Origin of the sequence: Spirosoma sp. SC4-14 (genome assembly GCF_037201965.1) — a bacterium.
GTDB lineage: Bacteria > Bacteroidota > Bacteroidia > Cytophagales > Spirosomataceae > Spirosoma.
In genome coordinates this window covers 2,170,823-2,185,385 of the sequence record NZ_CP147518.1, presented here as the reverse complement: position 1 = coordinate 2,185,385, position 14,563 = coordinate 2,170,823, and the positions used below count along the sequence as shown (strand labels likewise).

13 protein-coding genes and 1 tRNA gene are annotated in these 14,563 nt (G+C 46.6%); 5 read left to right on the top strand and 9 right to left on the bottom strand.

Translation table 11 applies throughout. The features are described 5' to 3' along the window. Positions 1-25: 25 nt before the first annotated feature. On the bottom strand, positions 26-2,122 hold the full coding sequence (locus tag WBJ53_RS08825) for an alpha/beta hydrolase domain-containing protein (RefSeq protein WP_338875716.1): 2,097 nt from the start codon (positions 2,120-2,122) through the stop codon (positions 26-28). Positions 2,123-2,174: 52 nt separating this feature from the next. Continuing rightward, complete coding sequence (locus WBJ53_RS08820) at positions 2,175-2,519, bottom strand: carboxymuconolactone decarboxylase family protein (protein WP_338875715.1); 345 nt, start codon at positions 2,517-2,519, stop codon at positions 2,175-2,177. A gap of 260 nt (positions 2,520-2,779) precedes the next feature. Here WBJ53_RS08820 and WBJ53_RS08815 point away from each other — a divergent pair, with 260 nt between their 5' ends. Further along, positions 2,780-2,989, top strand: a complete 210-nt coding sequence (locus WBJ53_RS08815; RefSeq protein WP_338875714.1) for a hypothetical protein — start codon at positions 2,780-2,782, stop codon at positions 2,987-2,989. A gap of 104 nt (positions 2,990-3,093) precedes the next feature. On the opposite strand, the gene WBJ53_RS08810 is transcribed toward WBJ53_RS08815, so the two are convergent. Continuing rightward, positions 3,094-3,624 carry a hypothetical protein gene (locus tag WBJ53_RS08810; RefSeq protein ID WP_338875713.1) on the bottom strand — a complete coding sequence of 177 codons (531 nt, stop codon included), beginning with the start codon at positions 3,622-3,624 and terminating at the stop codon, positions 3,094-3,096. A gap of 191 nt (positions 3,625-3,815) precedes the next feature. On the opposite strand from WBJ53_RS08810, the gene WBJ53_RS08805 reads away from it, so the two are divergent. Further along, on the top strand, positions 3,816-4,151 hold the full coding sequence (locus tag WBJ53_RS08805; RefSeq protein WP_338875712.1) for a hypothetical protein: 336 nt from the start codon (positions 3,816-3,818) through the stop codon (positions 4,149-4,151). Positions 4,152-4,336: 185 nt separating this feature from the next. On the opposite strand, the gene WBJ53_RS08800 is transcribed toward WBJ53_RS08805, so the two are convergent. From WBJ53_RS08800 to WBJ53_RS08790, 3 genes are all read right to left on the bottom strand, one after another. Next, positions 4,337-4,738, bottom strand: a complete 402-nt coding sequence (locus tag WBJ53_RS08800; RefSeq protein ID WP_338875711.1) for a response regulator — start codon at positions 4,736-4,738, stop codon at positions 4,337-4,339. 20 nt (positions 4,739-4,758) lie between these two features. Then, positions 4,759-8,388: a CheR family methyltransferase gene (locus WBJ53_RS08795; protein WP_338875710.1), complete on the bottom strand. Its 3,630-nt coding sequence runs from the start codon at positions 8,386-8,388 to the stop codon at positions 4,759-4,761. A 423-nt stretch (positions 8,389-8,811) separates the two neighbouring features. Then, entirely contained in the window at positions 8,812-9,192 is a 381-nt protein-coding gene (locus WBJ53_RS08790; protein ID WP_338875709.1) for a hypothetical protein, read from the bottom strand. A 377-nt stretch (positions 9,193-9,569) separates the two neighbouring features. Here WBJ53_RS08790 and WBJ53_RS08785 point away from each other — a divergent pair, with 377 nt between their 5' ends. Continuing rightward, entirely contained in the window at positions 9,570-10,388 is an 819-nt protein-coding gene (locus tag WBJ53_RS08785; RefSeq protein WP_338875708.1) for a hypothetical protein, read from the top strand. Positions 10,389-10,648: 260 nt separating this feature from the next. Here the strand turns inward: WBJ53_RS08785 and WBJ53_RS08780 are convergent. From WBJ53_RS08780 to WBJ53_RS08770, 3 genes are all read right to left on the bottom strand, one after another. Continuing rightward, positions 10,649-10,722, bottom strand: a tRNA-Arg gene (locus WBJ53_RS08780). A 174-nt stretch (positions 10,723-10,896) separates the two neighbouring features. Next, positions 10,897-11,580 (bottom strand): hypothetical protein, encoded by a 684-nt coding sequence (locus WBJ53_RS08775; protein WP_338875707.1) that lies wholly within the window; start codon positions 11,578-11,580, stop codon positions 10,897-10,899. Positions 11,581-11,689: 109 nt separating this feature from the next. Further along, complete coding sequence (locus WBJ53_RS08770) at positions 11,690-12,697, bottom strand: gluconolaconase (protein ID WP_338875706.1); 1,008 nt, start codon at positions 12,695-12,697, stop codon at positions 11,690-11,692. A 258-nt stretch (positions 12,698-12,955) separates the two neighbouring features. Here WBJ53_RS08770 and WBJ53_RS08765 point away from each other — a divergent pair, with 258 nt between their 5' ends. Together WBJ53_RS08765 and queA are read left to right on the top strand one after the other, a co-directional pair. Further along, positions 12,956-13,315, top strand: a complete 360-nt coding sequence (locus WBJ53_RS08765; protein WP_338875705.1) for a hypothetical protein — start codon at positions 12,956-12,958, stop codon at positions 13,313-13,315. 119 nt (positions 13,316-13,434) lie between these two features. Next, positions 13,435-14,478 carry a tRNA preQ1(34) S-adenosylmethionine ribosyltransferase-isomerase QueA gene (queA, locus tag WBJ53_RS08760; RefSeq protein WP_338875704.1) on the top strand — a complete coding sequence of 348 codons (1,044 nt, stop codon included), beginning with the start codon at positions 13,435-13,437 and terminating at the stop codon, positions 14,476-14,478. Positions 14,479-14,563 lie beyond the last annotated feature (85 nt).

Below are 14,563 nucleotides of genomic sequence, written 5' to 3'. Positions count from 1 at the left end.
ACTGGGTTAAACAACACCGGCTCGTTTACCTGAGCACGCTACTGGCTTCGGCTTCCCGGATATAATTTTGAGCATCCTCTTCCAGCAAGAACCGCTGCTGAACTAGTTTTCGAGTGCTTTGCCGTACGGCGTTTACATACCCATCGTGCGTTTGGTAACGTTCTTCCAGCGACAATCGTGGATCTACAGATCCAGCTTCTACCATAGCGGTCCGTTCTTGTTTAGTTCTGAAAAATGGAATATACTGTCCTGCCGACTCGCAGCCGTCATCTTTCCCATAGTCATCTCTCCGCAGAGCCCAGCCGGTTGTAGTAGCGATTGGAGCCTCTACAGCTGGCAAGCGAATCCCGGCTATTTCATTGCCATCCTGATCTACTTTCGATACAAAACAGGCATATACAGGGCGCTTTGTCAGGCTGGGAGGATACTGAGCAAGGATGCCCTTATCAAATTCAGGACCAAAGTTTAGCTGATACCGGATAGTGACAAGACCAGAATAGGTAACATTAGGAATGGATGGCCAGCCAAGAGATGCCTGAGGCACTACTCCCGTTGGCGAATCCTGTTGAGCGATGGCCATAGCAGCGGTCCTATTGGCACGGCGGGGCACCTTACTTTCGGGGGGCTTAATTCCTCTGGTAACCCATTCTTCCAGCGCAATAAATAGTGCTCTCAGTACGGGTTCTGCATTGGTAGGATTCTGTAGTTGCTGACATATTCCCCGATTTGTTGCATTACCGGTGCCGTGCTGAGCACCTGCAATCAGAAAAAAACGCACATTCTCCGGGTCTGGCAGGTCGTTGCCGGTTAAATCGGTATGCAGTAGTGATGCGGCTTTAACCCAGTATTCATTAGCGGAATTGATCTCGAATACCTTAGGACACGTGTCACTCTCCCGACATCGGAACTGGCGACCTGCCGTTTTTCCCGTAAACGGATCGGTCAGTACAGGATAGGCAAATGGAAAAATAGCCTCCGGGAAAAAGTGATTCTGGCGGTTACGTTCTGTTCGCGAGGGCTGGGCAAACCGATAATTAATGGCAACTCCACTGCTCCCACCCAACCAGTTTTCCATACCATCAATAACACGTCGGCCCTGTTCATCGGCATTAAACCCCAACGTCTGAAAATCGTTCAGATAGCGTGCCGGTTGCGATAAAGCGTATGAAAACGTATACTGCACATCAGCCGCAAGTGGATTGGCATGGCCATACTCATCGGCCTGGGCATAGCGCAGAAAAGAAATAAAATCGCGCGTAGCTGCCAGGCCCAGCCCTGCTACTAATGGATTTTTAGCGGTATACACAAACTCATAAATAGCACTCTGCTGAAACGCAGTACCGGCGGGTAGTAATCGAATGGAATGGTCATCGATATATTCCCAGCCATCGGGGCCGATCGTTTTCGGAGCATCATTCAGCCGATTACGTACAGTGAGCTTCCCTTTGCTTTTATCGAGTGAAGCAGTAGGATAAGCTAATTTATAGGAGCGTGCGGTCGGATTATCGAATACGATATATTCATACGAAGGCCCGGTTAAGGGTGAACCATCAGACTGAGTAGCCACCGGTACCGTAATGGTCAGGTTATTGTTGTCGGCAGTTGCCGAAATATCCCAACCGTTCCAAACCAGCGTATAACCACGGTTCATCAGAAACGCGTCGCCAGCATCGGCGGCCGTGGTCGGATCGTTCCCGCCCCGACTCGTATTTAACCCTCCGAACAGTTTACCACCCCGGTTGTTGACTTCCAGAAAAAGTTTATGACTCCCTGCACTTAGGTCAACAGGCTTTAGAATATAAATATCCATTGCATATTCTACCATGCCATTTCTGTTGCGTGGAGCCAGTGTAATGTCGGTAATCAGGGAATTTTGGGGTTGTTTAGGGTCAATTTCTCCATAAGCGCGACCCCTGAGTTTTTCGTAAACGCCTACTCTTCCAAAGGTTCTGCCCTCAAACGTTGGCGACTGCCGATGAGTGATTTCGATACGCACAATTCGTGCATAAGCAGGCGAAAAAGCGCAGAAACTACCAGCCAGCAAAATAAGGGCTATAGCCGAACGAACAATACCGGCTAACATCTGAAAAGCAGACGATTCTAAGGGGCAAAAACTGTTCATTTCAGAAGTCGTGAAGGGTATCCTGGCATTCCAGGCTCATAAAAAAACGCACTCAGCGAGCTGCTGTACTTGCTTCCTCAAAAAGACGCATAGCCATAAGTCCATTGCCAACCGCTCCGCCTGCACGAATTGCGGCTGCAATAAATACGGTTTCGGCTATTTCTTCCTGAGTAGCACCAGCTTCGACGGCATTCTGAATGTGCGATTCAATACAATAGGCGCACTGTGTTGTCAGGGCAACAGCAACCGACATCAATTCGCGATACTTAACCGGGATAACACCATCTTTTCGCTCTGCGGTGTATTTAAGATTCAGAAATGCCGCAGCTTCTTTGGGAGCCGAGTTAATGAGTTTGTTGGTGTATGCACGATCTTTCGGAGTCTGGTATTCGGCCATGAGCGTTGATTAAACAAAGTAAGGAAATAGGACGAGCGCGTGGATCGATGAACGAACGCCGTTGCGTCGACGCGATCCTGCCTGTATAAACAAGAAAGTCAGCCCATTGCCAATTTTACCCACGGAACACATAGATCGCTACGCAACACCAAATCTGCCCTTTCGGCCCGCTTGGCCTGTTTCTGAATAACGTTCGATAGCAACTAATAACTTTCTGGCCCGTTTTTCGCTTTATTACTATGCAGTAAATACCAACGTTTATGAAAAAGCAAAAAAAGTTAAAAAAGGAGAGCTGGACAGAGTCGGTTAGTCGCTACCGCAGATCCAGCAGTAAGCCAGCACGAGCGAACTATCCAATGCCTAAAGAGGGTATTGTCATGCATATTGAAGAACTAAAAGAAAAGTTGAGGGAGATCCAGTCGAAATTAGGTTTCGACCCGAGTTTACTCCCGGAAATTATTCATACTTAAGCATAAGCTCGTATACAAAACGGCCCGGTCAATTGACCGGGCCGTTTTGTATACGAGCGCTACATCGATAATTAACTCCGCCAGATCAGCCCTCACCTGACTGGTCAGGCAATGCTTTCGTCCGTAGCCAGAACAGGTCTGGCAATGCCTAGGCCACTCTCCAATTCCCCGCGCAGAGCTATTCCGATCGAATCCAGATAATCAATAACCCCAACGGCGTTAATAAACTGCGAAAATTCGACAGGTTCATCATCGGGTCCCTGGCCTTTCATACAGCCACAGATGATGCCATTACTGCTTATTTGAAGTTCTAAATCGACTGGTTTTCCTATCGGGTTTGATAAAACTGACAGCGTTTTTCCGTCCAGAACGTGAGCCACAATTTCCCGTTGATTGATTCTGCCAAATGCAAGCCGAAAGCACTCTGTTGCTTCGTGCTGTGTGATCTGGGACACCGGACGAAGTTCAATCTGAATATTCCGCACCTTGTCTTTAGCCCGGAACAGATAAGCAAATACGGCTGGTGTAAGCTCGCTTTGTACTGGTTTCCAACTATCGGCAACCAACCGCTCGTAGAATACAGGTTGCCCGATATAGCGGGCTGCGGTACTAGCCTGAAATAAATTTTCACTCATTTGTACTCGTAAACTATACGTTTTTCAGGATGTAGGATTACTATATAAACGCTTCGGGCTTACTATTCCTCCCCGAATCGTACGTTTGTAGCTGTAAAAATACCGGTTTATGTACTCTAAACCGTTTATCTGCTTAACATTTACCGAATCATTCCTGTTAAAGACTTAGTGTACACAAACCCAGTCACGTTATGATGAGCCAGGAAGCAGAAAATTTGAAAGTTATCTTTTATCAGCCGTCGGCTGAAGGGAAGCAGGGAGTAATTGTAGCCGACGGCTATTTTAGCTTTGTGCCAACCTGCAAGGCAGGCGATGCTATTAATATTACCATCAGTAGTAAACAGGCAGCAGACCCGATTGTCCACGACCCGATTGGTCATAAAACGCATCGGATCTTAGCCACAGACTGGGTCATAATGACAGAAGACAACACTAAACAGGCAGTAGCAACACTGATTATTTCCGTATCGCCCATTGACCAAATCCAGCCCCCGGCCGATTACCCTGGCCTTGTTGGCACCCACTAAGTGCATGGCAGATTTGCTCCAGGCAACTGGTTGAGCTAATGGCTTAAGTCTAATGCCCGCTTTTTGAGCGTTGGCTGCGTTGCTTGCAGAAAGCCGTGGCCAACGCTTTCTACACCGCCTGCCGTCGAATAGCGAACGCAACTAGCGTTCAAAAACGGCTTACGCAATAATTCGATTCGCTTACGCTAGCCTTGATCAGTTGCCAGCCCCTGTTCCAGCAATTTTATTAAAATGGGCCAATCAGCAGGTTTAATTAAGTGTGCGTTGAATCCTGCCTGCCGACTTAGCTCCTGGTCGGCCTGACTACTATAACCCGATAGCGCAACGAGCATCATCTGACGGCCCCAGGGCTGAGCACGAATTCGTTGGCAAACGGTAAAACCATCCATATCCGGCATCGCCAAATCCATGATAATAACCGCAGGGCGCAACCGTTCTGCGGCTTCCAGACCAGTCTGGCCATCATGGCAAACATGAGCCCGATAGCCCTTTAATTGCAGCATTCTTTCCATAAGCATGGCTGCATCCTGGTTATCATCGATTAGCAAAATTACCTCTCTGGTCGACTGAGTATTGGTCAAATCCATAGTTTGGTTCCTTAATTGTTTCATTTAGTGGCCAGAGGCAGGCGCACAATAAACTCACTACCCTTCTCTAATCCTTTACTCCGAACATCGACTCTTCCACCGTGTAAGCGCACCAGCTCACGCACCAGCGCCAGCCCCAGCCCTAACCCATTCTGAGGGCGGGTATGCGACATATCTAACTGAGTAAACATAGTAAAAATCTGGTTTAACCCTATTTCGTCAATACCAATCCCATTGTCTACTATGTGCAGCAAGGCTTCATCCCCTATTCGTTCGAGCGAAAGTTCAATAACCCCCTCAGACAGTGTAAATTTAATAGCATTATCGACCAGGTTGCGAAGTACCTGAGTCAACCTGTCGGCATCGCCCATAACATAGAGCGGTTCGGAGGGTAAATGAACCTTAAACTGGTGGTGTGCTTTCTCTACCAGAGGGCGCACCGTAGAAGCCACTTCGGCAACAAATTCAGTAAGGTTAAGCCGCTGACAGCGCAACTCTATTTTACCCCGACTAATCCGGCTTATATCCAGTAAATCATCCACCAGTCGCACCAGATGGGCTACTTCCCGGCTCATAATAGACCGCACAACGTCCAGAGGAAACTGCTCATCAACGCCACCTGTTTCCTCCAGGAGCATCAGCGCATTCGACAGAGTACTAATTGGGTTCCGTAGTTCATGAGCCAACAGGGCTAAAAACTCATCCTTCCGCTGGTCCGATTCTTTAATTGTTGCTTCCGCCTGTTTCCGATCCGTAATATCAGTGGCTGCACCGAACCATTCGACAACCTCCTGCTGCTTATTCAGCAACGGAACAGCCCGCGAAAACGTCCAGCCAATATTACCATCCCGCCGAATCACACGATGCTCAAATTCGAACGGTTTTTTCCCATTAATTGCCTGCCGAATGGTTTCCTGTACAGCAGCCTGATCTTCTGATGGAATATACTGCTCTAACCAGCTTCGGTTAGGATACTCGGTGTCGGCAAGAAAAGACATCCCCTTCAACTGATACATGACTGTCCAGTCGGGGCTCATTTTATAGAGAGAGTCTGAACTGGTTGTCACAAATAGCCGAAACTGTTCTTCGCTTTGGCGCAGGTTCTCTTCGGTTTCCCTGCGTCGGCTGATGTCGACAAACGTAACCACAACGCCATTTATACGATCTTCCGCCGTACGATAGGGCAGTACATGCATAATAAAACTACGGCCGTCTGTTGTCGATACTTCCCGTTCAATAGGATGAAGCTTATCCAATACTTCTTCCGCATCTTCCAGCAGGTGACTGTCTTTCAACCGGTGCGTTATATCGGTCAGTGGCCGACCATAGTCAGATAGAATCAGGTTGAAGATTTCGCCGGCAGCCGGTGTAAACAGATTAACCCGAAAGCCCCGATCAAGAAACAGGGTTGCAATCTTGGTTGAATTGATCAGGTTTCTCAGATTATTGCTACTTAGCGACACTTCTTCGACCTTGACTTTCAATTCCTGATTAACCGTTGTCAACTCTTCGTTAATCGACTGTAGTTCTTCCTTACTGGTCTCCAATTCTTCGGCTGCTGATCGCAACTCCTCATTCATGGCCTGTAGTTCTTCGTTAGAAGCTTTAAGTTCTTCGGCCTGCAGTTCATGATGGGAATTGGAAGCCGCCAGTTGTGCTTTCACCCGAATCAATTCTTCTTCAAGTTGCCGGGCTACGGGTTCAACGGAACTTATTATACTGTCGGGCTGGGCATCGCCTAAAGAAACGGTATCGAAGAGCACCAGAAAATAGCCCCTGGCCGGATCTTCTGGCCGTAGTACAGGGCGTACAAGCAGAACAACCGTTTCGGTTTTTCCTTCCAGATTCAGATTAAGGGGAGGCACCTGAACATTGGTTTGTCGCTGAATTGCCTGATAAAAGGCTGTTCGAAGTTCAAGCCGCAGTTCGGGGCGCACCAGTTTAAGCAGGTTGTTAGATAATTCGCCCCCCGCAATGTGCAGATAACGCCCTGCCCGCTCCGAAACATGCAGAATGTCGTATTGATCATTGACAATAATGGACGGGGGGGCATATTGCTCCAATAGCTGCTGGTGCAAATCGCCATAGTTGATCCGGCTGCTCTGTTGTCCCGAAGTTTCGACCAGCACCTGGGGCGCTCGTTTAATTTCGGGCGCAAAGCGAGGAACTGATTCGGGTACCGGATAAGGGCGCGAAACAACCGGCCGACTCTGGTAGAGATGCTGCTCCCGATTTACGGTCACATACAGGTCATTGGCTCCATCTACCGTTTCCGACAGCCCTAACAACAGATAACCGCCTGGCTTAAGGGCGAAGTGAAATGTTTCCAGCACACGTTCCTGAGCTGTTGGATTAAAATAGATCAGCAGATTCCGGCAGCTTATCAGATCCAGCCGGGAAAAAGGCGGATCTTTCAACACATTATGATGAGCGAAAAGAACCATTTCGCGGATTTCGCTACCGATCCGATAGGATTCTCCTTCCTGGGTAAAAAACCGGCGCAACCGTTCCGGAGATACATCGGCAATGTCGTTGAAAGTATATAACCCTTCGCGGGCAGTAGCAATGGCCGCTTCGTCGATATCGGTAGCAAAAATCTGAATTTTGGGAGCTTCGATCATGCCAGGAATCAGTTCAACACATAGCATGGCCAATGAATATGCTTCTTCGCCTGTGGCGCAGCCCGCCACCCAGATCCGAAGAGAATCGTCTGTTTTTTTATCCTGAAGCAGACCCGTTTTCAGCATTGACTCCAGGGTTATAAATACCTGACTGTCGCGAAAAAAGTTGGTTACTGAAATAAGTAAATCTTTCAGCAGCGCCTGCGTTTCTTCGGGATGCTCATGCAAAAATGCAGCATATGCGGGCAGATCGGCCAAGTTACGAACACTAATCCTGCGTTCTAACCGGCGTAGGAGCGTGGGGCGTTTGTAGTTGGAAAAGTCGTGTCCTGTTCGGAGTCGTAATTGCGCAAACACCTCCCGCAAAGCCTGTTGCTGGTCCTGCGGCCGCTGACCCACTTCTTCAGGTATATCAATTGTCTTTAGTTTTTGCCGGTAAGCCATCAGGCGGGCCGGAATTTGAGCCACTGGCAAAACATCATCTACCAATTCAGTAGCAATCGCATTGCGGGGCATCTCATTGAAGGCGGCTTCGTAGGGATTTTGTACAAAAACCCCTCCTCCATTCTCTTTAATGCGTTTAATGCCCATAGAACCGTTAGCTCCGGAACCCGACAGAATCACGGCAATAGCGTGCGAACCCTGAGCATCGGCCAGGGTTCGGAAAAAAATATCTACTGGAGCTCGTCGTTCTTCCAGCCGCTGATTGGGTAAAGCAAGCAGGCTTCCATCTGCCATTTGCAGATGCCGGTTTGGAGAAATAACGTATACCTGGTTAGGAACTATTGGCTGTTTTTCATTTACCTGAATAACCGGAATATTGGCCACACTCTGGAGGATATGAGCCAGTTGGCTATCATAGTTTGGCGACAGATGCAGAATGACAATATAAGCCATGCCCGAATCGGCCGGAACCTGTTCAAAAAAGGACATAAGCGCTTCAACACCGCCGGCCGAAGCACCGATTCCCACCATTAAGGGAGCCGAATCAGCATGATCATTTTTATTTTTTATTTTCTTTTTACTCATGGCAACACCCCAAAGGCTTTCTATCTAAATTTTTTTTCAAGCCGATAAGCCATTTTAGTCTTATCGGCTTGTTTGCTCCTATTTCTTTTACCAATAGTCGATCAGCCAGTAGCCTCGTTTCTATAATCGAGTTATTCAACAACATCTCTGTTCCTGGCTGTCATTGATTCGCAATTGGCTTTATGTGTACTGATGCTGGCAAACCCCTGCTACGCTTCTGCGTTGCGCTCAGTTAAACCGTGGCTCGCCCCTGGGTGAAAGTCCTGTATGCAATGAAACCAATATGGCGTATTTTTTTACTTATCAATTCAATTATACTGATTCTATAGGCGGAAATTTTCTTTATCCTGTTCTATACACAAACTAAAGTAATCTGGTTTATCGGTACATTGAAACAACCCTTCTTCCTTTTGCCCGACGCTATCAGAGAAAATCTTTAATTACGTCAAATCGGCGTAGGCGTTCATTGTACAAATCCAGGGCTTCATCACTACCGCGCTGGCGCTTCAATGCAAACAGCATTACACGCAATCGATCGCCAAAGTAGGCAGCATGGGCCTCAAAAAGTAGCTCCTGATTGATCCATTCGACCGATTTATTAAGTTGCCAGCCCTGATTTAAAACCGTACTCAACACCTGAGCCGTATGATTTAAGTCTACCGTTACTGCCTGAACATCTTTGATCGATTTGGCAAATACCGAATAATATACCTGCTGCGAAACAGGCAGAATCCAACTTGATTTGGCCAGAATCATCCGGATAATCTGTCGGGCTTCCTTAATATCGATGGCTTTCTGAGTCATTGCTGAACGGAATGCTATAGCTACCCCCAAAGGTATGTTTTTTATGAGCTACCGCTTGAATTTACCTATTATACGTTTACATTGATGACCGTCCGTTTACCAGGGTTTGGGAAAGATAGACTTTACAGCCAGCCAGTCACCGATCCAATCGCATCCCTCAGCAAGTCTTTCAGAATGGCTGAAAACCTATCAATCGTTTAAGCAACCTTGTCGTTATTTCATCTACAGAGGAACTATGTGTATAAGGTGAAAGATTCGCTGGTTCCTATTTACGCTCACCCTCAGCTAAATAAAATATATTTGCACAATAGCCATTCATAATAAGTAATATTCTTCAAAACGTTTGCCTTTCCTTCCAATACCCGTTGTAAGTATCCATGAAATTTGCTCTTAATTTGTACACGTTATGTTCGATTGGAATCATATTCTTTCTGTTGAATGGGTGCAATCGCGAAGATAGCCCCTCGGCACCCAATGCGAAGCCTACAACTATGTGTAGACTAATTGGATGGGATGTGTACGATGGAAGCCGTCACACTATTTATACCGTTACTTATGGCGAAAAAAACCGGGTAAGTTCCATTCTAACAACAGCGGAGGGCTCTACAGTACCTCCTACTAAATACCGTTACTTGTACCAAGCAGACGGAACACTCAAGCAAATAATGGTTGTCTATCCTCGAACTGCTATTGATACCCTCATAACTCAGATTGATGCAGAATCGAGGAACGGAAAATTGACCCGATTGATTGTCAACAATATTGGAATTTCTATCGATCGTTTCAACGTAATTTATAAAGACACGCTCATTTATCGTTATGAACCTGAAACGGCTGGGTCGTCGGGTGCGGTGACGTTTACATATGACGCAAAAGGAAATGTTAGTGAGATCAAAGTAGAAGGGCCTACAGAAAATTCGTCGATCACTACAAATTCGTTTGCCTATTTGCCCTACAAAAATCCCCTCCGTTTACTCCAACTGCCTTTCTGGCAAACCCCCAATAACCTTATCACAAACAACTACGTTTCTTCTGGTTCTGTTTCTACCTACACACCTCGTGGAACGATTCGAGTTTCAGCCGCAATACCTCTGGTATCTTCCAAGCAAAGTACCTCGGGATATGTTGTGGAGGCTATAACCAATGTAAATGGACGAGATGTGAAAACTGTATATAATTTATCCGATTGTGATTGATAAGCGGAAACAGACTCTGAAAGGTAGTGATGCCCCAAACCTTTTCGAGTTGGATTGTGACAGCAATCAACCGGAGTGTCCTGAGCCCTTGAAAGTGAGCTAATGAAAAGTAGGTCGGGCCGCCGGGCGGTAAAAAACTTAACTTTCAGGATAATCGAAAGGGTCAATGAGCATACCTTAACCCGTTAATCTTGGCGAGTTTGTGGGCTAGTAAAAACAAAAGCAGTTACGAAATCGCCCGTAACTGCTTGATTATTAAGTGATCCCGAAGCGATTCGAACGCTTGACCGTCTGCTTAGAAGGCAGATGCTCTATCCAGCTGAGCTACAGGACCAGAAAAAAGAGAGCGTCGGGCTGTTCCAAAACAATAGTCCTCCATAAAACGTCATGTGCTTTAGCAAAAGATGTCTGTTCCGGCAGCCAAAAACGGTGCAAAGCTACGCAAAAAATAGCAAACCTAAAAAATTGGCCTGACGAGTGCTAATAACCCCTAGCTCCGGAAGGCTATTTAGCGGGAAATAACCGCAAATTGCCAGGACTCAATGGCCCCTGTCACCCGGCTATTTTTCAGTACATAACGTATAGTAGCTACGTCAAGCTGCGTACCCGATCTCAGCGCCTTTTTTATATTTTCTGGCATCGAAATACCAATGGCTCCCATTATTTTCTCTACCGTTTGTGTATACGTCTGCAAGGCTTCTTCTCTTTCGTGACTATTGTTGATGTTCACCTCAACCCTGAGCGTTTCAATGTAATCGGGCGATGGCGATTCCAGGCAAAAAGTTAGGTTATTAGGCAATCCGTTGGAGCCTTGTTCACCAAAATCCTGAAAATCAGTAGTATATATCCAGCCATCGTGATCGGTTCGCCACTTTCGAATTGTGCCCGTTCCGGCTGCTACTAGTTTGTTCTGAAGCTGATGAACACTATTAAATAACCGAATTTGGCGCGGCTGCAGCCCAACAAAGGACGTATCGTATTCCGATTGCAGAAATAAGTTAATGACGGCCTGATGAATACGGTTCGCATCGGCTTTTGCCCGCAAATCGTCTCTCGGGAGCAGCCACCAGACAGCACCTCCTACCAGTAGGACCAACCCAATACTACCGCCAACATACATGGGCGTTTTCTGCTTTCGCGAATTTACCAGACCATTCATCCAATCAACTACTAAGCCCGTTTGATTAGTCACGGTATTGACTCACAGAGGCCCAGTAAGTATTTACCATAGGAAGCCAAAACCACTGTGCCTCTGTGAACAACACGAAAACAAACAATCGGAATGATCCTGGCGTCTATGCTCAGTTGCCCGATAAACTGGATTTAAATTGCTGAATGCTATAATCACTGGCCTGTAGCAAAGACGGATTTTTAGCCGCAACGGCCTTGTTTACCTCCTCAATACGGGCATTGAGCGTATAAATCCGCCCGTTTACGGCCACGTTTGTGGTAGCCTGGTTATATCCCGTCGAGTCAGTTTCAACAATCGCAAAGGTATTCCAGTTGTCGGTACTCCGAAGCCGGGAAACCCGGTTCCGATTGTTCACTACGTATAAATCGTTATTATAAAATACCATGCCATCGCCATTGGGCAATGTCGGTCCCAGAATTTGCTTAGGCAGTATCGATGTATTATTTAAGTCTATTTTGAACAGGGTACCTTCATTCGATTTAACCACAATCAGAAAATTGTCTGGATGGTAAACAATACCATTCAAATTAAACCCTTCCGTTCCGGCAAAGAGTGGCGAATATAGCGCACTAGGCTGCGTTGTATCGGACGGTATTTTATAGATAACGGGAGCAAATGAATCCGTTACGTAAGCGTTGCCGTTGGCATCGAAGGCAATGTCGTTGGCAAAGTGCTTCGAATTTGGGTACAGCTTCGCCAGATCGTAACGGGCAACTGATGCGCCGGATGCCAGATCATAAACAAATAAACCGGCCGTTGTAAGGGTAGTTCCGGGCTTACTTTTGGTCGATACGCCCTGATCGCTGTTGCAAACGTACAGTTTACCATTATTGACTTTTATACCAATGGCGCTAATCAGAGAAGTATCCGAAGCAATAATGTCTTCATAACGTCCATTCAGGTCTACCTTGCCAACTTTACCCTGTGTGATCGAGCTAACCAGAAACTGGTCGAGCTGAGACGAATAGGTGATTCCCTCCGGATATTGACGACTGGCCGAAAATGCAATACGTTCCGAAATAACCGGGGCACTAAACTCAGGATCTGGTGTGTTACAGGCTGTCAGGCTACCCGCAAGTATAAATAGCCCACAAACTTTTTTTAAAAATACATCCATCAGAATAAAACTTGTAAACAATTAAGGCATTTACGATCCAATTATAACGACAGATTGGTTCTTTATCGTTTATGTTATAAACTAATCCTAGTTTACGAACCCTTCGCCTAACGAAGCTTTTTATTTCCATGCACTCATTATCAGCAACATGAGTCCTGTGGTAGTATGCTTTATTTTTTGCGCTGGGAGTGGTGGCCAGGCATCTAAACTATCTACTCTTTTTCGAGTTGTATAGTTGTCAAAATTCTTTACAGCGCTATGAAACATTTTGAAACCTTAACTGAAGCCATGGAAAATCTGCGTAGCCGAGGCTATACGCATGAATTTGCCCCTAAAAAAGATTTCCTGGTTGAACAAAGCACGGAAACCAAACTGCGGGGCGAAGAATTTAATGTCGATGAATTTCATCGCTTCGAAGGCACTTCGGACCCAGGCGACGAGATGACCCTATATGCCATAACCACCATTGGTGGCCTGAAAGGTGTATTTGTTTCGGCGCAGGGGACCTATGCCAATGAGGTCTCGTCCGAATTAATGGCTAAATTTAATGTAGCCGACCGACCAGAGGTCAATACGACCGGATCGGTGCAGCCAATAAATCATTTACCAGCTAACTAATAAGCCTTTTTGGCATATTTGCAAGAAAAATCCCGGAACCCGTCAAAATTTCCGGGATTTTTACTATATTTGCGGCCTTTACAAAAAAATCGCGCTGTTCTTTTTCGTGCTGATATATCATGAAGTTATCCGAATTCAAATTTGATTTACCTGACAGTTTAATTGCGAAGTACCCGGTTGAACGGGGTGAATCACGGTTAATGGTTGTTGACCGTAAAACCAAAACTATTGAACACAAGCAGTTTTCGGATATATTAAGCTATTTCGGCGACGGCGACGTGATGGTTATTAATAACACGAAGGTGTTTCCGGCCCGGCTTTATGGCAATAAAGAAAAAACGGGTGCTAAAATCGAAGTCTTTCTGCTGCGCGAACTCAATCGCGAAATGAAACTCTGGGATGTTCTGGTCGACCCCGCCCGTAAAATTCGGGTTGGTAATAAACTGTATTTTGGCGACAGTGATCTGGTCGCCGAAGTCATTGATAATACCACTTCGCGCGGTCGTACGATCCGTTTCCTGTTCGATGGCAGCCATGAAGAATTCATGAAAGCCGTTGATGAACTGGGCGAAACCCCACTCCCCCGCGAAATCAAGCGTGAAGCCGAACTGGCCGACCGCGATCTGTATCAGACCGTTTTTGCTGAGCATGTTGGCGCTGTAGCTGCTCCCACGGCGGGTCTGCACTTCACCAGGGCTATGATGAAACGGATGGAAATCAAAGGAATTCATTTTGCGCCCGTCACCTTGCACGTTGGCCTTGGCACTTTCCGTCAGGTAGATGTCGAAGATCTGACCAAACACAAGACCGACTCCGAAAACTACCGGATCTCTGAGTCATCGGCTCAAATCGTTAATACGGCACTCGATGGCGGTAAACGCGTTTGCGCCATTGGCACTACGTCGCTAAAAGCCATCGAATCGTCGGTGTCGGCCAATAGCCGCCTGAAACCAGTAGAAGGCTGGACGGATAAGTTTATTTTTCCGCCCTACGATTTCAAAATTGCCAATTCGCTGCTTACCAATCTGCACCTGCCCGAGTCGATTCTCATTATGATGACAAGTGCTTTTGGTGGTCATGAACTGATCCGGCAGGCTTATGAAGTGGCTATCAAAGAAAAATACCGTTTCTTTAGCTACGGCGATGCCATGCTCATTCTATAAGTAATCGTAAGTCATAAGTAGCTTTGCTGCTCATACCGGTCGTTAGTCATTTGTTAGTCGGGCATTCGGGTGCGTTTCCGACTAA